This window comes from Rickettsia bellii RML369-C, assembly GCF_000012385.1.
Lineage (GTDB): Bacteria > Pseudomonadota > Alphaproteobacteria > Rickettsiales > Rickettsiaceae > Rickettsia > Rickettsia bellii.
In genome coordinates this window covers 146,498-164,452 of the sequence record NC_007940.1, presented here as the reverse complement: position 1 = coordinate 164,452, position 17,955 = coordinate 146,498, and the positions used below count along the sequence as shown (strand labels likewise).

Sequence of the window (17,955 nt, the reverse complement as noted above, 5' to 3'; positions counted from 1 at the left end):
TCTGTATTTTAATTAATATTAATAATAAAAAAGGAATAGAAGAAATAATTAATAATTGTTAAAACAATAAAATTTTTCTGGTACATAAATTTGTTCTATAAACAACACACTGCTTCTAATTGAAAAATGTTGATTATATATAATAAAAATATGAATAAAGCTAGAATTTAAAAGAAAATTATAGAATTAATTAACAACTTAGAATTGTTTTTTGTTTATTAAAGAAAATTAAATTTTGTAGATTTTTTGTAATAACTTCGTAAAACCTAAATAAAATTTAATTTTTTTGCTTAAATATAATTAATTTTAACCATAGTTAAAATTTTATTAAGATGGGTTAATATATACTCAGTATGGTATCAAGTGGATAAGTTAGTAATTACTGCTTTTATTGTTAAATAAGCTAATATTTACATATTTTTGAATAAACAAATTGATTTGTTGCAAATAATGGAGTATATAATATAGGAAATTAACTCTCGGGGCGTAGCGCAGCCTGGTAGCGCATCTGGTTTGGGACCAGAGGGTCGGGAGTTCGAATCTCTCCGCCCCGACCATTTATAAATATAAATTAATGTCAAAAGACGATCTCATTCAGTTTACGGGTACAGTAATTGAGCTTGCACCTAACGCTACTTTTAGAGTGAAGTTGGAAAATGGTCATGTAATTATTGCTCACACCGCTGGTAGAATGCGTAAAAATCGTATTAGAATATTATTGGGTGATAAAGTTACAGTAGAAATGACCCCTTACGATTTAACTAAGGGACGTGTAATTCTTCGTCACCAATCTTAAGCATGCAATATCGATCAAAAAACCTACCTATAATACTAGCATCACAGTCACCTGCAAGGGTTGAGCTTCTTAAAAGAATTAAAATTACACCTGCACAAATTATTCCAGCAGATATAGACGAAACGCCTAATCTACGTGAATCACCAAATCACTTAGCTACAAGGCTTGCTTACGAAAAAGCTACAAAAATTGCCTCTCAAATAGAAGATTCTGCTATTATCATAGCAGCAGATACTGTAACGGCACTTGGAAGAAGAATATTGCCAAAAGCAAGTAGTGCTGAAGAAGTAAGATATTGTCTGAATATATTATCCGGACGTCGTCATCGTGTTTATACCGGTTTATGTATTATCAAAAAAGATAAAGATCAATTGGTCACTAGGCAGAAAATAGTTCAAACAGTCCTGAAGTTTAAAAGATTAAGCGAAGAAGAGCTAAATTTTTATTGCTCGCTAGATGAGGGGATTGATAAAGCTGGTGGATGTAAAATCTCTGGTTATGCCGAAGCTTTCATTTCATTTATTTCCGGCTCTTATTCAAATGTTATGGGACTGCCATTATTTGAAACAGTAAACTCCCTGAATTCTCTGGGATTTATAAGTTATAAATAAACATCACTTTATTTTTTGCATTGCCTGCGTGGATCAACTCAATCTTGTCATCTCGTAAAGGCTTTGTTGCGTCGATCAGTTTTCCAGTTGTCATCCTGCGTGCTTGTAGCGGGATCCAGTTAAAAATATCAATATTATTGATATTTTTAGTTGTATTTCTGGACCCTGTGGATAAGCCACGAAGTGACTATAGTACCGGACAATTTTTATTTTATGTCATTCCCGCATAGACAAAACTAATCACTCCCCATTAATCAGTTTTTTAAAGTAATTGATTTTATAAGACCAGAAGTAATTTTCATTACTTTTTAAGGCTTTTATATCTAGAACGAAATCATTTTCATCATAGATAAAAATTTTAATTAACTTGAGATATGATAACGTACCGAGGATAATAGAGCGGAATAAACCCAAGAGAGATTTTAGCAATTGTTTGTCAATTATTAGTATAATTTTATTGCATGGCGATTTAAATAAACTACGAATTAGAGTATAATAAGCATAAGATTTATAAGGTTTCTTAGCTAAAATAAATTCTATCATTAAATCCCTATCCAAGCCATTTGGATAAATTTCACGCAATAATTCTTCGCTTTTAATAATAAAATCTAAATATGGCTCAATAAGAGCTATTCTTTTTTCTACAATATTGTTCATAACGGTTTAATATCCTTTAAACTTAAATTATTCAAGTATTAACCACCACAAAATATTTTATGGTGGTTGGGGAGTTAGAAGAAACCGAAAATGACAGTTTGCAATAGCTTTTAGGTTTAAGGTATGCACCTTAAACCCTGGACATATGCTATTGCCACCCCAACCATAGTTGAGGATAGTATCGTTAATGGTAGATACTCACCACATTTTCAAAAGGCTTCTAAACCCCAGAACAGCTATTCACTGCTCCAAAATGATTCTAGGCAAAACTTTAAATAAGTCAATCTGATTTTGTAAGCTTTTAACTGCAATTTAGATAAACAATTGTAGAAAATCAAAACTGTCTTGTTGCAGGGATCGATTTTTCCGTCTGAGCTAAGGAAATTACAAAGTAATTGACGAAGCAATCCAGTAAAATGCATAGCATTTTTAACTGGATCCCGCTACAAGCACACGGGATGACAAAGAAGACGACACCAATTTTTGAAGTTCATCGACATACAAAGTTTAATTTGAAAAAGGGAGAGATACCTCGGAGCTTTTGACTAGCTGCGTATACTTAATACGTGAGGATCAAAAGCAAGAAGTAATAAAGAGTTAGTAGACGAAGATTAACTTGGAAAAGAGTAATCGGTTTATAAGGCAAGGAACGGAGCATATACTTAATATGTGAGTACCGCAGCTCTTATAAAACGACGATGCCAATTTTTCAAGTTCTATCTGTGTCTACGCGATTTTTTGATATTCAAAATATATTTTTCTTACCGCATAAATCCAAGCAAGACATACGAAAGTAAACACCACCATTAGAACAGGTGAAATAGAGGTAAAAGTTGCAGTTGGGATTATGGTAAATATAATAGATTGTACAAGCCCACTTGATGATTTACCAACTTTTGCACTTATCACGTCAACAGCAGCTTTACCTTTTGTTTTTAACTCTTGATCGAGGGGAATATATAGCATTTCTCTTGAAGTATCCCATATAGAATATTTTGTTCCTTTGGCTAAAATATTCTGGATTCCGCCGATAGATACGGCGAGTGCAAGAGGTGACATTAAAATTGCCCCATCAAATAATGAGAGGATTTTTTGATCAAATACAATAAGGACAAAGAACAGAACTCCAGTAACCATTATTATCACAGGTGAGATTACAGCAGCAACAAACCAGTTATGCATACGCATAACATTATTACCGATAATAGTCATAACCATAATAGCAACGCCGGTCCAAAGTATATACAGGCTGTTAAATTCAGCATAAGTATTAACAGTTGGATATAGCTCCTTAATTTTTGCTTTCCATACGGCTTCAACTAAATTAATAGCAAAACCAAATGCTGCGGAGCAGATTAAAAGTAGCCATAAATATTTAGATTTTACAATATATTTAAAGCTCTTAATGATCCCCATACGCTCGGAAGTTGATCGTCCACTTTTTGCCTTGGCATAAAATAAAGGATTAGTAAAAACATTCCTGCTAATAAAACGAATTAGTAGACAACAAATAACTGCAACGATTGTAACCAAAATAGTTGATATTTGTACTAAAGTGATTTTGCTGTCAGAAATATTTATAAAGTGCTTCACAATAGTCTCTTTAGATGATAAATTCATCATTAAGAAGCCGACCAATATTAAAGATGAATTACCGAATAACGAAAAAAGCGTATAGAATCTTTTAGCTTCTTCAGTAGTAGTAAGCTCATTGGCGAATTGCCAAAATAATAATACATAAAAAATATTAGGCCAAAGCTCGGCAAGGCTGTAATATACTATATAACCCCAATTGCCTATTAATGATATATACCATTTAAAATGCGGGTAGCGTTCCATCCAATCAGCTAAATAGTCCGGATGCACATGAAAAATATGAATATTAGGATAGATAACAAAAGCAAATAAAACAAAAAAGCCGATAAAAAATGCAGTTAAATAATAAAAAATCTTCTCAAAAGTAAGATGATTAATCATTTTAGCATAAATAATTACAAATAAAGCAGCTGCAGGTGTAACACAATAAACTTTAGCAAAACCAGCTATCTCTGCACTGATTTCAGAAATTAAAATACTATCTTTTAATATTCGTAAAATATTTTGATTAAATAAAATGCAAAACATTAAGGCACTCATCGGAATAAATTTTCCGAGTTCGTAGTTATAAATAGGCCAAAAAGCGGCTCTAAATTTGCTTTTAAACGGTCGCGATGATGAGGTACTTAGCATTATAAAGCCCTAGGGACAAAAAAAAAACTTAAGCACTTCGAGATTTTATGAAAAGATATTTTCTCTAAAAAATTTAGAGGCTATATACTGTTTTGTTACATTCTGAAGATGCGAAAGTTTATACAATATTTTTGGTCCAATGTCAAGAAAGATTAATATAATATAAGAAAGTTAGGATGCAGAATAACGATAAATATCAGAAATATTTTGACCTATATAATAGTTATACAAAAAATCATAATTTAGGTAATAAATATTTAGAGCTGGGAGAAATAGTAGCAGAAACGAAATATTATAGGGTGGTGTATTATCCTGTGTCATCCCGTGGCTTGTCCACGGGATGACACTGAAGAAAACATGATGCCAAAAACATTTCTAATCATCCCTTCCATTTTCAATTCACCAGAAATATTTTTCTTAAGCCGCAATAAAAGCTTTATAGAGAATTTAAGAGAGCAAGGCGAAGTTTATTTAATAGATTGGTTAGAGGTTAAAGAGTCAAACTATTTATTAGATGATTATGTACATAAAATAGTTAAAGTAGTAAATGATTTAAATGTGAATAATATTAATTTGATAGGGCATTGTATCGGTGGCAATCTTGCAATAGCTGCAAATATAATCGCATCTAAATCTATAAAAACTTTAACTTTACTAACCTGCCCTTGGGATTTTTCTCACTTCTTTTATGTAAAAATGTTGCATCAATATTTAAAGCTAGATGCTTATGTAGAAAATTTGCCCTTAATTCCTAAAATCCATATACAAATTTTATTCTTTCTGCTATTTCCTGATTATTTTCAGGTTAAGCTGGATAAATTTTTTTCCTTAACCTCCGAAAAAGAGCAAGAATTAGCTTTCAGAATTGAGAACTGGCTAATGTCCGGTCACGATATACCAAGTAGCACTTATAATCAGATTATGCAGAATATATTAGGCGAAAATATGTTTATGAATTTGAAATGGAAAATAGACGGCACAGTAATTGACCCAAGCGTAATTAACTGCCCTGTATATATCGTAGCTGCAAAAAATGACCAAATAGTGCCTGAATCTTCTATTTTATCTTTGCAAAAATTGTTTAAAAACTCTACTCTTATAGAAGTACCAGGCGGACATATTAGTTATTTAATAAACAATAAGCTGACAGAGTTATTTAAATCGCTGTCATTCCCGATTACACGGTAGGTTGTTGCATGGCGTATATGTCATTCCCGCGTAGGCGGGAATCCAGCACAAAGGGCATTGTTGCGTGGATACCAAATCGTCATTGCGAGCGAATGAAATGAGCGTGGCAATGACGGAAAAACTGATCCACGCAACAATGCCGCCACGGGATGACAGGAATGGAACAAATATTATTTTAAGGAGTATATATCATGATAAAACCGGTTTACATCACTCATGCAAAAAGAACGGCTTTCGGTTCTTTTATGGGTAGTCTTAGTACTACTTACTCCCGCACCAATGATTGCGACGCACTTAATAAAAGATATTCTACAGAATAGTAAAATCGATCCGGCTTTAGTAAATGAGGTGATACTCGGGCAGGTGATCACGGGCGGTAGTGGACAGAATCCGGCAAGACAAACTCTAATTCATGCAGGTATTCCTAAAGAAGTGCCAGGCTATACAATTAATAAGGTTTGCGGTTCAGGTCTTAAAACTGTAGCACTTGCAGCAGCCTCAATTATGACCGGTGATAACGATATTGTTATAGCAGGTGGGCAGGAAAATATGTCACTCGGTATGCATGGCAGCTATATAAGAGCAGGAGCTAAATTCGGTGATATCAAAATGGTTGATCTAATGCAATATGATGGATTAACTGATGTATTCTCAGGAGTATTTATGGGTATTACTGCTGAAAATATCTCAAAGCAATTTAATATTACTAGAGAGCAACAAGATGAATTTGCCTTAAGCTCACATCAAAAAGCTGCAAAAGCCCAGAAAGCCGGAATATTTAAAGATGAGATTTTGCCGGTTGAAGTAACAATCAAGAAAACTACTAGCTTATTTGATCATGATGAAACAGTTAGACCTGATACTAGCCTTGAGATTTTGGGTAAATTACGCCCTGCATTCGATAAAAATGGCACTGTTACTGCCGGTAATGCTTCATCAATTAATGATGGTGCTGCGTGCCTTATGGTAGTGTCTGAAGAGGCTCTAAAAAAGCATAATCTAACTCCTCTTGCTCGTATTGTTTCTTACGCTTCTGCCGGTGTTGATCCAAGTATTATGGGGACTGCTCCCGTTCCTGCCTCTCAAAAAGCTCTAAGCAAAGCCGGTTGGAGCATTAACGATCTAGATCTTATTGAAGTAAATGAGGCTTTTGCCTCTCAAAGTATTTATGTTAATCGTGAAATGAAATGGGATATGAATAAGGTTAATGTGAATGGCGGAGCAATAGCAATCGGACATCCGATCGGTGCTAGCGGCGGACGTGTTCTTGTTACTTTAATACATGGATTAAGAAGAAATAAAGCTAAAAAAGGCTTGGTAACACTATGTATCGGTGGCGGTATGGGTATGGCTATGTGCGTTGAAACGATTTAAATATAACTTGTCATTTGATAAGAAATGCCATATTATAATAAATAGCAATTATGTATAATAATCATAAAAGAAAAAATGTGGAAAGAGTATTAACTAGCATGGATCAGCATGGCAGAGTGCTTATACCTGTATCAATTAGAGAAAGGTTTAATATGCACCCTGGTGAGAAAATAACTATAGAAATTCAAGATAATGAAGTTAAAATCATAAATGTTGATAACGTGATTGACGAAATACATAAAATCTTTATGAAAAATCAGCACAATAAAAAATCATCCATAGTAGATGATTTTATCGCTAATAAACGTCAAGAATATTTCATAGAAGAAGCAAGAAGTAAAAAATAATGTCGAAAATAATATTTGATGCATCAGCATTAATTGCTTTATTTGCTAAAGAAGAAGGTTATTTGTTTATTAAAAAGCATATGAAAGATGCGGTGATTTCAAGTGTAAATATTGCTGAAGTTTATAAGTATTGCATAGAAGTGCAAGGCTTGCAAAAAGATGATGCTGAGATTGTTATTAAATTATCGGATATAAAAATTATAGATTTTTGTCATGATCAAGCTCTAATTAGTGCAAGCATTATTCATAAAACTAAAGCTCATGGTCTATCACTTGGAGATAGAGCATGTATTGCACTTGCTATATTTAAAAATTATCCTATTCTTACTTGCGATAAGATTTGGAAAAAACTAGAATTAGATGTTCAGTTTATTATGGCACGATAATTAAATAGGTAATAATGACTATAGTGTGTCGTGATATATGTCTGATATAATATCTCTACAACCTAATAATGCATCCTCGCAGTGTGTCATTATATTTATAGATTCATGAAATACAGAAAAATTAGAAAATGCTTCCGGTTCGTAATTCTCCCAATAATTTTCCGCTGTTTCTACTTTATCACAAGCACGCTTTAACTTCTGACCAAAATGCTCAAAAATATTTCCTAAATTTTTTGCCCAGCTCCACGCTATAAGATAGTTAGGATCAGAATCAGTAGAATCTTTAATAGAAGTTAGCTTAAAATGCTCTAATAAATTAGAAAAGTTATCGATGAATTTATGAGAAGTTAGTGATTGATCCGGTACATATTCAGGATCAAATTTATGAAATATTTTTAATCTTTTTAAGCATACAGGTATTTCCTTAGCAAGCTCTACATAACGAGAAGCAGGATATTTTGTGCTATGAAAAGTAAAATTTTGACTATTACCCATCCCCTGCGTATCCTTGATCAGATATGCAGTAGTATCATCAATTAAACAAGAAAATATATAACTTACGGCAGCTAATTGCATGGTTGGTGACCAGTTTATAGGATTCCAAGAAGACCAGACACTAGAGGCTATATATTTAATGACTTCTTTATTATTATCCATTACATTTGCTCCTTTAAATAAATTAAAAGAAATATATTGAATGAATCTATGAAAAATACAAAAAGATTTATTGAGAATTATTAAGAGTTTAGTGATAAGCGTGTGAATTATACACAAATTTTAGAACTATAAATAGCAATATAAAAAAGTTGTTTACAACCTAACTTTTCATACTTAGGATATTTTCTATTTTAAGTATAAAATTTTGTCTATGTATAATCAATCGGACGAGCAAGTTAAAAATGTTCTGGATGTATGGAAGATTATTGAAGTACTAACTCCCTTTAAAAATGATACTTTAACTAAATATTTTGAAGCAATAGAGGAATATAAAGAAGGACAAGATAAACGAGAAAAATTTTATCATAAACTAAAAGATCATGAAGCCCTCTATTTATTAAAGGATGCTCCTTTTGAAAATTTTGACAAAAGTGAGCTGAAGATAGATTTAACTAAAAGTAAAGTTGAAGTTTATTGGAATATTTATTTAGGGTATTTAAAATGGTCAGAAGCAGAAGTAGCTATTTTAAAAAAGATAAATAAGTTATCACAAATAAACGAAGAAGTTTTACAAGATCACATCAACCAAAATAATTTAGCTCTCACTCCTATTGCCGCACTAACAACAGATGAAAATATGATCTATATGCCAAATACAATGGTTATTTCCACAGCAGCTTACGCATTAGGAGAAATTACAAGACATGATTTTTGCGAAGAAGATTTTAAAAAACTAATTAACTTTAATGATGTAGATAATAACTTAATAAACGAGGCATTGAATTTTGCAGAAATTACACCTTTAGGAGAAAGAAAGTTAAACTTAGAAAGCATCAAAAATATTATTAATTTCTTAGTTGAAGAATTTGCAATTGATCAAAAATATTTAGTTAGTCATTCTGAAATTTGCGTTAGAAGAGTTGTATCAATTGAAGAAATAGATGAAGAAAAAGAGGATAAACAAAACTTTAAGGATATTTCAAAGAATAAAAATGCTAATTTCTCTAAAGTGCCATCTTTAGAAATATTTAATAGTTTTTTTCTAAAACCTCTTAGCTTTGTTAGATATAATATCAAAAATATTTCTAACGGATCAGCAATTTCTAAATATTTAGGAAAAGAAAATAAACCAGATTCTATAGATGTGCTAGAAAATATAGATGTTTTAAAAGATTTACTTTCTCCAAATAAAATGTCATTTTCTCGTTGGCCATCATCACCGCAAAATTCACCAGCTACTTTACAAGCAGCAGCGGTTAATACAATGTTACTTAATTCTTCAGAAAATCTTTTTGCTGTTAATGGTCCGCCAGGAACAGGAAAAACAACTTTAATGTTTGATATTATTGCAAATCTTTACGTTGAAAGAGCTTTAAAACTAACTGATTTAGCGTGTCCTACAGACGGCTTTGGTAAAGATAAAAAAAACTATCCAAATCCTCCGTCATCCAAAGTTTTTACGCATTATATAAAAGCTTTAAAGCCGGAGTTACAAAATTACGGTATGGTTGTAGCTTCATCAAACAATAATGCCGTTGAAAATATATCTAAAGAAATATCGTTGTATAGCAAAATAGATACTCTATACCACAAAGATTTGAGTTATTTTAAACAACTTGTACCTAACAAAGATAAAAATCTAAGCTGGGGTACTTTTGCAGCAGCTTTAGGTAATAATAAAAATAAAGCAAAATTTACAAATAAGTTTTGGAAATATAAGAAAAATCAGCAAAATAAAGATGATAAGAGAGAAGTTCATCACGCAATGCTTCAATATTTAAATTTACTTGTTAATAATAAATGTGAAGATAAAGCTCCTGAACATTATAAACCTGAATATTATAGTGCAGGAATTAAAGATGAATGGAACAAAGCTTGTACTGAATTTTTAACCTTACATAAGGAAATTGATCAAACTTATAAATATATTGAGTCGGTTATTGATCTTAATAAGGAAAGACACAGCATATTGAAAAAACATGATATTTATGAAGATAATGAGCATACAAAAAAATATTTAGAATCGATTTTAACCAATACAAAAAATCAGATAGAACTCAATAAAAGAAAAATTGACGATTACGATCTAGGTTATTTCAAATCTCTTCATAAATTATTCAAAACAAGAACATATCGTACACATAAAGAATTATTACAAAGACACGAAGATCAGTTAAATTATGAAAAATCAATCGTAAATGATCTTAAAAGATTGATGGACATAGGCGAGCTTTTATTAGAACCGCATAGATTCTTAAAAAATAGAAATTTTGATGTTGAGGCTTTTGAAAATGATTCATTTTGGGATAAAAAATTAAGTGATTTACATAAAACTCAACCTTGCTTTAATATTGAATTTGAAAAATTAAAATCAAAATTATTTATTCAGGCAGTTAAGTTACATGAAATATTTATACATGCTAATGCTGATAGTTTTTGGCATAGCTTGAAGTATTTTTTTGATATAGTAATGAATTCTTCCATAGCGGGTGATACTGAAATGAATAAAATTGCTTGGCAAAATTTCTTTACGGTTATACCGCTTGTCTCAACAACTTTCCATTCATTTGATAGAATGTTTGACAGTGTTGGACATAATGAAATTTCTTGGTTACTTGTTGATGAAGCAGGGCAAATACCTCCACAATATGCAGCTAGTGCTATTTTTAAGTCTAAGAATGTTATAATAGTAGGCGATCCGATGCAAACAGAACCGGTTTCTATACTTAAACAAGATTTAACTGAAGCATTATGTAAAAAGTTTAATATTTTATCTACAGATTGGTCACCGCATAAAGTTTCCGTGCAACATTTAGCAGATCGTAATTCCTTATATCAAACTAAATATAGCAAAAGTACAGTCGGCTTTCCGTTGTTAGTCCATAGAAGATGTCAAAACCCAATGTTTGATATATTTAACAAAATTGCTTATGACAATAAAATGATTTATGCAGTAGCACCGCCAGAATTAGTAATTAGAAAAATTTTAAAAACATCAAGATGGATCAATGTTGTTGATAACAATATTAAAAAATCTAAACATGAATCAGAAGCAGAATTTAATGCATTGCTTGAGATTCTCGAACCTATTTTAAAACATCCAGATTCAGCTGAGTTATTAAATCAGATTTATATAATAACGATGTATAAAAGCTTTAGTCTTTATATACAAAAAAGTATCAAGGATAAATTCTTAGCATTAAGTAAAAATCAAAAAATACCTAAAAAATTACAAGATTTTTATACTAACAATATCGGCACGATACATGCTTTTCAGGGCAAAGAAAACGATACGGTTATTATGATGCTAGGGGCTCAACGTCCTCAAGATACAGGCACTAGAAATGTTATGACTAAAAAGCCTAACGTTTTAAACGTCGGTATTAGTAGAGCAAAAAATAATCTCTATATTATTGGTAATGCTGAGATTTGGTTGAAGCATGATTATATGAAAGATATATATAATATGCTTTCTTAGTTGTCACCCCGTGGCAGCATTGCCCACGTGGCTCCCCTGTCATCCCGTGATTTATTCACGGGATCCAGCTAAAAAATACTAATATTATTAGTATTTTTTATTATTTTTCTAGATGCCTCAGGTACAAGCAACTAGATGACAGCTTTAAAGCGAATGGCAATTTAATTCCGCTTCTTCCGTTCTTGTAAAATAATTGTATGTATTTGTTGAATAGTATCGTTAAAATCATCGTTAGTAATTATATGATCATACTCGTTAGAGTGCGATATTTCTGCTTGTGCTGAAGCCATGCGTAGTTGTATTGCTTCTTCATTATCAGCAGCTCTATTTCTTAAACGTTGCTCCAGTACTTCAAGGTTAGGAGGTAAAATAAATATAGAAACGGCATTAACTGCATTTTGCTTTATACTCCTTGCACCTTGCCAATCAATATCGAATAAAACATCTAGCCCTTGATTTAACAAATTTTCGACATGTTTTTTAGGGGTGCCATAATAATTATCATATATTTTAGCATGTTCAAGAAATTGATTTTGTTTAACTAATTTCTCAAACTCAACTTTAGTTTTAAAATAGTAATTTACTCCATCTTGCTCATTTGGTCGTGGTTTTCTAGTAGTTGCCGAAATTGATAAGCGTAGATTATGATCGATTTCTAATAATGCCTTTGCTAAGCTTGATTTACCTGCACCAGATGGGGAAGATAAAATTATGATCAACCCTTTATTTTTTGTCATATTTACTAACTATTCGTATTAGGTACAGTTCTTTTTATTACCTCATCCGTAGTACAACTAAAATATTTTGCTATTTTTAAAATTGTATCTATTTCAGGATTAAATTCACGATTTACTTCCGCTCTCATAATTCTGCTAATGGTAGTGTAAGGGACATCGGTAACCTCAGCAAGATATTTACGGTCTATTTTTTCTTGTTTTAACTTTTCTTCTAAAAATTCTTTTACTTTAGTAGCAAGTGCCATATTGTTATGCTCCAAATAGTTGGATTAAATATTTGTATCACGACGAAAACCATCTTCGGTGTTATCCCAGCGTGGTATTGTTGCGTGGATCCTTTCCTCCCAAGCCACGGGAGGCATTGCCTGCGTGGATCATTCTCCCCCTGTCATCCCGTGATTTATTCACGGGATCCAGCTAAAAATACTAATTTTATTAGTATTTTTTATTATTTTCTGGATCTAGTTCCCAAGCAACTAGATGACACCGAGGGCGTTTTTGGATCCATGCGGGCAATGCCTATGCGGGGATGACATATGAGCCATTTACCAGCAGTTCTTTATAATTATAGGAAATTTATACGGACTGACAATAACTAAATCAAAGCGAATATTATAATTATTATATTTACTATTGCTGCTTAAGAACATTTCAGCTGCTCGCTTAATTCTTTTTTGCTGATCAAAAGATACAAATCTATCATCAATGTTAGAACTTCTTGCTTTTACTTCAATAAAAACAATTTCTTTATTACGCAGTGCGATGATATCTATTTCACCGACATAATAACGTTTTCTATGATGAAGAATTTGATAAAATTTTAATTTATAGATTATTATACAGATATATTCGGCGATAATACCAAGATATTTTTTTTCATGTATACTCGTTTATTTTGAAAAATTGGCTTCGTTACTTCTCGCTTTTGGTCCTCACGTGTAATAAACTACGCTGCGGTCAAAAGCTCCGAGATGCCTTGCTCTTTTCCAAACTAAACTTCGTCTACTTTTTTTATTCTTTAGGCAATAATACTTGCACAAACTCAGTTTTAGATAGATCGGCAGCGATGTTAACTATAACATCATTTTCTGTAACTTCAGAGACATAACCAACTAAGATACCCGCTGGGTAAGTACTGCCATGACCAGAAGTTATTATCTCTTCATCTTTCTGTACTAAATGATTATTTGGTAGATATAAAATTTTACTATTGTTATTGTTACCGGCTAAAATGCCTTGTTCTCTTGAGGAGCTTGTTTTAATGGGTATTCTAGAGTTAACATCACTAATTAGCATAACTTTAGCGTAATTATTGCTTACTTCTATTACTTTGCCGACTAATCCTTGTGAATCGGTCGTAACAATTTGATCAGGTTCAACTCCGTGTTTTCTACCAGCAGAAATTAATGCCGTTTTAGAAAAAGGACTAAAAGACACGCTTAATAACTTAGCAGTAACATATTTAAATTCTTCTTCTTCAGTAACTGTTAAGAGATCTTTTAGAGCAATATTTTCAGCCCTTACTGATTCTACTTCACTCTGAAGATGTTTGAGCCTTGCTACTTCAAGCTCAAGTTCTATATTTCGTTTTTCTAGATCTTGAAAATAAACGAATTTTTGTTTTATAGAATTTACACTTTCAAATATATTTTCATAAAATACTAATCCAGCTGATAATACGCTGCCTGTTATTTCAATAGATACATTGGATATTTTTTTAGGTGAAACAAGAAATAAATATAAAGATAACCCAAGAAAAAATATGACAAAAAAGCGTTTAAGAGTAACTAGTATAGTTCTTACTAGCTCCAAGGAACTTGAAGAATTTTTTACTCTATTCGCAAGTATCGCCATCTTTAATCCTGTTTAAATAGTACATGTTTTAGCTTTGTAAAATCTTCAAGTGCTTTTCCTGTGCCGAGTGCTACACATGATAGTGCATCATCTGCAATTATCACAGGTAATTTTGTTGCCTCACTAAGAACAAAATCAAGATTTCGAAGTAATGAGCCACCACCTGTTAGCACTATTCCTTTATCAACTATATCAGAAGATAATTCGGGAGGCGTCGCCTCTAATGCTACTTTTACTGCCTCAACGATTTGACTTACCGGTTCTATTAGACTATCAGCAATTTGTCTTTCATTCAATACCATTTCCTTTGGAATGCCATAAATTAAATCACGACCTTTGATTTCCATAACTCTTGGTTCTGTATTTTGATCTACATAAGCAGTACCTATTTCTTGCTTTATCTTTTCGGCTGTAGCCTCACCAATTAGCAGGTTATAATGCCTTCTTATATATGAAATAATAGCCTCGTCCATCTTGTCGCCACCGACTCTTACGGACCTTGCATATACTATACCACCTAGTGACAAAACTGCAACTTCTGTAGTACCACCACCGATATCAACAATCATTGAACCCGTGGCTTCTGTTACAGGAAGCCCAGCACCAATTGCTGCTGCCATAGGCTCTTCAATTAAATATACATCCTTACCACCTGCACTTTCTGCTGCTTCTTGAATAGCACGACGTTCAACAGGGGTAGAGCCTGACGGCACACAAACAACAATCGTTGGACCAAAAAAAGAACGACGATTATGTACCATTTTAATAAAGTATTTAATCATTTCTTCTGCACCTTTAAAATCGGCAATCACGCCGTCTTTTAAAGGTCTCTTAGCTTCAATATCAGTTGGAGTACGACCAAGCATCATTTTTGCTTCATGACCAAAAGCATAAGGCACAAAAGAGCCATCTTTTTTTATTAATGCAACTACTGAAGGTTCACGAAGAACAATACCGCGTCCTTTTTGATATACGATAGTATTTGCCGTACCAAGATCAATAGCCATACCGGAAGAAAACCCTTCCAAAAATTTCATTATCATTTTTCTTTTTCTCTCTAAATTCTAAAAATTCTTCTATGCTAAATTAATTATAGACGAAGTTTTATTTGGAAAAGAGCAAGGCGTTTCATATTTTTTGACCGCAGCGTATACTTAATACGTGAGGATTAAAAAATATGAAACAACGCCGCCAATTTTTCAAATAAAACGAGTATAATTTAAATTTCTTTATAATGTAAAATAATAAAGTTACTAATAAAAAATATTAACATACTTGGTAACAAAATAGCAGCAATTAAAGATAGATTATTATAGGTCAGTACTTTAAGCAATATTTCTGATAATGAATATACTATAAAACCTGAAAATAATCCCAATATTAATATTTTTTCTTGCGAGTTATCACGTTGTTTTAGGCTAATAAAACAACTTGCTAAAATTATAGTTGCTATCATCATTGCAGGTTTAAATAGTTGCTTATAATAATAAACTTGGTAATTAGTAATAGGTAGACCTGAATTTAATAATTCATCGATTAATTTAGGTAGCTTCCAAATGGAAACCATTTCAGGATGAGTAAACTTATTTACCAAGCTATTAACAGATAAATTAGTTGGTATAGTTAAGTTGTTATGTGCTTCGGTACTATCTTTTGTAAAAACTTTGACCCTGTTTAAATGTAGTGATTTATTTTCAATGATGCCATATAATGCATCAATTCTTTTTAGAAAATTATTGTTATTATCAATAAATAAAACTGTAATATTGTTTAATTTTTTTTCAGAAATATTAATAAATTGTGTTTGAATTATTTGATTTTTCCCATTTAAAGCTTCAAAAAATAGTAACCCTGATTTAGATATTACTGCTTCATTATGTGTTTTTTTAGTAAGCTTTGCTTCCAGTAAATCATATTTTTGTAAGCCTAAAGCACCGATAGGATTTAATATAGTCGTAAAAACTATACCTAAAATTAAAGTCACGATATACGGAATTATCAATACTTGCCAAATATGGATACCGCTAGATAATATAGCAGTTAACTCATTATTTTTTGTTAAGTTTCTAAGGAAAAAAAGCATAGAAGTAAAGCTGATTAAAGCAGAAACTTGATTCAAAAGATATGGAACTTTATATAATATAAATCGCCAAAAAAAATCAAAAGGCACATACATGTTTTTGAATTTTTGTAAGAGATCAAAGAGATTGGATATGATTAATAATCCAATTAAAATAGATAATATAATAAAAAAACACTTGAAGTATAATTTAGCAAGATACCAAGAAAGTGTTTTTAAATTAATCATTTAAATTCAATTTAATAATGATTTTTTAGAATATTGTAAGGATTGCTTCGTCAATTACTTCGTAATTTTCTCGCAATGACGGAAAAACCGATCCACGCAAGCAAGCCCCCGTGGTGGCATTGCCTGCGTGGATCGAAAAACGCCCTCGGTGTCATCTAGTTGCTTGACCACGGTATCCAGAAAATAATAAAAAATACTAATTTTATTAGTATTTTTAACTGGATCCCGTGAATAAATCACGGGATGACAGGGGAAAATGACCCATGCAACAATGTCGCCACAGTATGACACCGATCACGTTTTTTGATCCATGCGGGCAATGTCCCCGTGGTCAAACTAACTAGATGACACATATAAATTTGTGTGGTGGGGCTGGTAGGACTTGAACCTACGACCACACCGTTATGAGCGGCGTGCTCTAACCAACTGAGCTACAGCCCCATGTTCATCTGAATTTTATATAATTATTATGGCTATAAGTCCAGCAAAATTTTTATATTTTTTTAATATATATTTTAAATTTAGCTATTTTTTGCTACGAGTAAAACTAGCCTTCATTTATTAGTAGTATACTCAAATAATTTGGAAAATTGAAATATAAAACAAGGATCGAACACGCAGAGCCTAACTTAATAGGTGAGCATGTGAGTTCCCAAAAGTTTTGCAGAGCCAATTCTTCAAAGCAGAAGAGTATACAAATAAAAAAGGTCGAGTAATAATTACTCGACCTTTCCTAGCAATACTAAATCTAATGATTTAGAAAATTTTTAGTGATGTACAACTGTTACAGCTCTACGATTGTAAGCATGAGCTTCTTCAGTATTACCCATCATAGCAAGTCTATCTTTACCATAAGATATTGTGCTTACTCTGTGATGCTCAATTCCTTTATGTCTTAGGAATTCTGCAGCTTTTTGTGCTCTTCTTTCACCTAAAGCTAAGTTATACTCTCTAGTACCTCTGTCATCACAATGTCCTTCAACAGTAGCTTTTACATGAGGATGTCTTGATAACCAGCAAGCTTGTCTTTGTAATTCTTCTTTAGCTTTTTCAGATAAAGCAGAACTATTGAAAGCAAACCATACAGCATTACCTGCTTGCTTTTCAAAATCTTTCATTATAGATGTTTCTTCTGATTGATTCATTGCACAACTATGTGACGCTCTTTTGTTTTTGTTACACCCTGCAAGCACAAATAATGCAAGAACAGCTAATGTTATTTTTGTTATTTTCATAATTAAACTCCTTGAGGTTATAATTTATTAAAATTTAAATTATTCAGTTAGATAACAAGTTTAAACTAACTAAAACTATGAGGTTAGTATATATCATT

Annotated in this window: 17 protein-coding genes, 2 tRNA genes and 1 pseudogene; 9 read left to right on the top strand and 11 right to left on the bottom strand. The window is 32.0% G+C overall.

Annotated elements, in window-relative coordinates:
- The first annotated feature begins 480 nt into the window (after positions 1-480).
- The 3 genes from RBE_RS00760 (at position 481) to RBE_RS00750 (ending at position 1,407) form a co-directional block, all read left to right on the top strand.
- Positions 481-557: transfer RNA gene (locus RBE_RS00760), tRNA-Pro, on the top strand.
- Between the two features lie 17 nt (positions 558-574).
- Entirely contained in the window at positions 575-796 is a 222-nt protein-coding gene (gene infA, locus RBE_RS00755) for a translation initiation factor IF-1 (protein ID WP_011476840.1), read from the top strand.
- A gap of 2 nt (positions 797-798) precedes the next feature.
- Positions 799-1,407, top strand: coding sequence for a Maf family protein (locus RBE_RS00750; protein WP_011476839.1), 609 nt, complete (start codon positions 799-801; stop codon positions 1,405-1,407).
- 240 nt (positions 1,408-1,647) lie between these two features.
- Here the strand turns inward: RBE_RS00750 and RBE_RS00745 are convergent, their stop codons facing one another.
- Positions 1,648-2,064: a hypothetical protein gene (locus RBE_RS00745; RefSeq protein ID WP_011476838.1), complete on the bottom strand. Its 417-nt coding sequence runs from the start codon at positions 2,062-2,064 to the stop codon at positions 1,648-1,650.
- Positions 2,065-2,790: 726 nt separating this feature from the next.
- Positions 2,791-4,293, bottom strand: a complete 1,503-nt coding sequence (gene tlc5, locus RBE_RS00740; RefSeq protein ID WP_011476837.1) for a GTP/GDP exchange transporter Tlc5 — start codon at positions 4,291-4,293, stop codon at positions 2,791-2,793.
- 176 nt (positions 4,294-4,469) lie between these two features.
- Here tlc5 and RBE_RS09675 point away from each other — a divergent pair, with 176 nt between their 5' ends.
- The 5 genes and pseudogenes from RBE_RS09675 (at position 4,470) to RBE_RS00720 (ending at position 7,588) form a co-directional block, all read left to right on the top strand.
- Entirely contained in the window at positions 4,470-4,637 is a 168-nt protein-coding gene (locus RBE_RS09675; protein ID WP_155810532.1) for a hypothetical protein, read from the top strand.
- A gap of 16 nt (positions 4,638-4,653) precedes the next feature.
- Positions 4,654-5,481: an alpha/beta fold hydrolase gene (locus RBE_RS00735; RefSeq protein ID WP_012152223.1), complete on the top strand. Its 828-nt coding sequence runs from the start codon at positions 4,654-4,656 to the stop codon at positions 5,479-5,481.
- Positions 5,482-5,672: 191 nt separating this feature from the next.
- A pseudogene (locus tag RBE_RS00730) lies at positions 5,673-6,855 on the top strand (acetyl-CoA C-acetyltransferase).
- A gap of 50 nt (positions 6,856-6,905) precedes the next feature.
- Positions 6,906-7,202 carry an AbrB/MazE/SpoVT family DNA-binding domain-containing protein gene (locus RBE_RS00725; protein ID WP_011476834.1) on the top strand — a complete coding sequence of 99 codons (297 nt, stop codon included), beginning with the start codon at positions 6,906-6,908 and terminating at the stop codon, positions 7,200-7,202.
- Entirely contained in the window at positions 7,202-7,588 is a 387-nt protein-coding gene (locus tag RBE_RS00720) for a type II toxin-antitoxin system VapC family toxin (RefSeq protein ID WP_011476833.1), read from the top strand. Before RBE_RS00725 ends, RBE_RS00720 begins: the two co-directional genes overlap by 1 nt.
- 18 nt (positions 7,589-7,606) lie before the next feature.
- Here the strand turns inward: RBE_RS00720 and RBE_RS00715 are convergent, their stop codons facing one another.
- Positions 7,607-8,245 carry a hypothetical protein gene (locus RBE_RS00715; RefSeq protein ID WP_011476832.1) on the bottom strand — a complete coding sequence of 213 codons (639 nt, stop codon included), beginning with the start codon at positions 8,243-8,245 and terminating at the stop codon, positions 7,607-7,609.
- Between the two features lie 211 nt (positions 8,246-8,456).
- On the opposite strand from RBE_RS00715, the gene RBE_RS00710 reads away from it, so the two are divergent.
- Complete coding sequence (locus tag RBE_RS00710) at positions 8,457-11,723, top strand: DEAD/DEAH box helicase (RefSeq protein WP_011476831.1); 3,267 nt, start codon at positions 8,457-8,459, stop codon at positions 11,721-11,723.
- Positions 11,724-11,884: 161 nt separating this feature from the next.
- Here RBE_RS00710 and gmk read toward each other — a convergent pair whose 3' ends face one another.
- The 8 genes from gmk to RBE_RS00675 all read right to left on the bottom strand — a co-directional run bounded on the left by gmk (position 11,885) and on the right by RBE_RS00675 (position 17,857).
- A complete protein-coding gene (gene gmk / locus RBE_RS00705) occupies positions 11,885-12,460 on the bottom strand; it encodes a guanylate kinase (RefSeq protein ID WP_011476830.1) in 576 nt (191 codons plus the stop codon).
- Between the two features lie 5 nt (positions 12,461-12,465).
- The gene (locus tag RBE_RS00700; RefSeq protein WP_012152230.1) at positions 12,466-12,705 is read right to left on the bottom strand and encodes a helix-turn-helix transcriptional regulator; all 240 of its coding nucleotides are present in this window, start codon (positions 12,703-12,705) and stop codon (positions 12,466-12,468) included.
- A 300-nt stretch (positions 12,706-13,005) separates the two neighbouring features.
- Positions 13,006-13,299, bottom strand: a complete 294-nt coding sequence (locus tag RBE_RS07680) for a YraN family protein (RefSeq protein WP_338053119.1) — start codon at positions 13,297-13,299, stop codon at positions 13,006-13,008.
- Positions 13,300-13,471: 172 nt separating this feature from the next.
- Positions 13,472-14,314, bottom strand: a complete 843-nt coding sequence (mreC, locus tag RBE_RS00695; RefSeq protein WP_011476828.1) for a rod shape-determining protein MreC — start codon at positions 14,312-14,314, stop codon at positions 13,472-13,474.
- A 2-nt stretch (positions 14,315-14,316) separates the two neighbouring features.
- Positions 14,317-15,357: a rod shape-determining protein gene (locus tag RBE_RS00690; protein ID WP_011476827.1), complete on the bottom strand. Its 1,041-nt coding sequence runs from the start codon at positions 15,355-15,357 to the stop codon at positions 14,317-14,319.
- 176 nt (positions 15,358-15,533) lie between these two features.
- The gene (locus RBE_RS00685) at positions 15,534-16,622 is read right to left on the bottom strand and encodes an LptF/LptG family permease (RefSeq protein ID WP_011476826.1); all 1,089 of its coding nucleotides are present in this window, start codon (positions 16,620-16,622) and stop codon (positions 15,534-15,536) included.
- Positions 16,623-16,986: 364 nt separating this feature from the next.
- Positions 16,987-17,063: transfer RNA gene (locus RBE_RS00680), tRNA-Ile, on the bottom strand.
- Positions 17,064-17,389: 326 nt separating this feature from the next.
- Positions 17,390-17,857 (bottom strand): OmpA family protein, encoded by a 468-nt coding sequence (locus RBE_RS00675; protein WP_011476825.1) that lies wholly within the window; start codon positions 17,855-17,857, stop codon positions 17,390-17,392.
- Between the last annotated feature and the right edge of the window lie 98 nt (positions 17,858-17,955).

Excerpts from the sequence above, each read along its gene's own strand:
- infA (WP_011476840.1), top strand. The coding sequence starts at position 575 with ATGTCAAAAGACGATCTCATTCAGTTTACGGGTACAGTAATTGAGCTT.
- RBE_RS00750 (WP_011476839.1), top strand. The coding sequence starts at position 799 with ATGCAATATCGATCAAAAAACCTACCTATAATACTAGCATCACAGTCA.
- RBE_RS00745 (WP_011476838.1), bottom strand. The coding sequence starts at position 2,064 with ATGAACAATATTGTAGAAAAAAGAATAGCTCTTATTGAGCCATATTTA.
- tlc5 (WP_011476837.1), bottom strand. The coding sequence starts at position 4,293 with ATGCTAAGTACCTCATCATCGCGACCGTTTAAAAGCAAATTTAGAGCC.
- RBE_RS09675 (WP_155810532.1), top strand. The coding sequence starts at position 4,470 with ATGCAGAATAACGATAAATATCAGAAATATTTTGACCTATATAATAGT.
- RBE_RS00735 (WP_012152223.1), top strand. The coding sequence starts at position 4,654 with ATGCCAAAAACATTTCTAATCATCCCTTCCATTTTCAATTCACCAGAA.
- RBE_RS00725 (WP_011476834.1), top strand. The coding sequence starts at position 6,906 with ATGTATAATAATCATAAAAGAAAAAATGTGGAAAGAGTATTAACTAGC.
- RBE_RS00720 (WP_011476833.1), top strand. The coding sequence starts at position 7,202 with ATGTCGAAAATAATATTTGATGCATCAGCATTAATTGCTTTATTTGCT.
- RBE_RS00715 (WP_011476832.1), bottom strand. The coding sequence starts at position 8,245 with ATGGATAATAATAAAGAAGTCATTAAATATATAGCCTCTAGTGTCTGG.
- RBE_RS00710 (WP_011476831.1), top strand. The coding sequence starts at position 8,457 with ATGTATAATCAATCGGACGAGCAAGTTAAAAATGTTCTGGATGTATGG.
- gmk (WP_011476830.1), bottom strand. The coding sequence starts at position 12,460 with ATGACAAAAAATAAAGGGTTGATCATAATTTTATCTTCCCCATCTGGT.
- RBE_RS00700 (WP_012152230.1), bottom strand. The coding sequence starts at position 12,705 with ATGGCACTTGCTACTAAAGTAAAAGAATTTTTAGAAGAAAAGTTAAAA.
- mreC (WP_011476828.1), bottom strand. The coding sequence starts at position 14,314 with ATGGCGATACTTGCGAATAGAGTAAAAAATTCTTCAAGTTCCTTGGAG.
- RBE_RS00690 (WP_011476827.1), bottom strand. The coding sequence starts at position 15,357 with ATGATAATGAAATTTTTGGAAGGGTTTTCTTCCGGTATGGCTATTGAT.
- RBE_RS00685 (WP_011476826.1), bottom strand. The coding sequence starts at position 16,622 with ATGATTAATTTAAAAACACTTTCTTGGTATCTTGCTAAATTATACTTC.
- RBE_RS00675 (WP_011476825.1), bottom strand. The coding sequence starts at position 17,857 with ATGAAAATAACAAAAATAACATTAGCTGTTCTTGCATTATTTGTGCTT.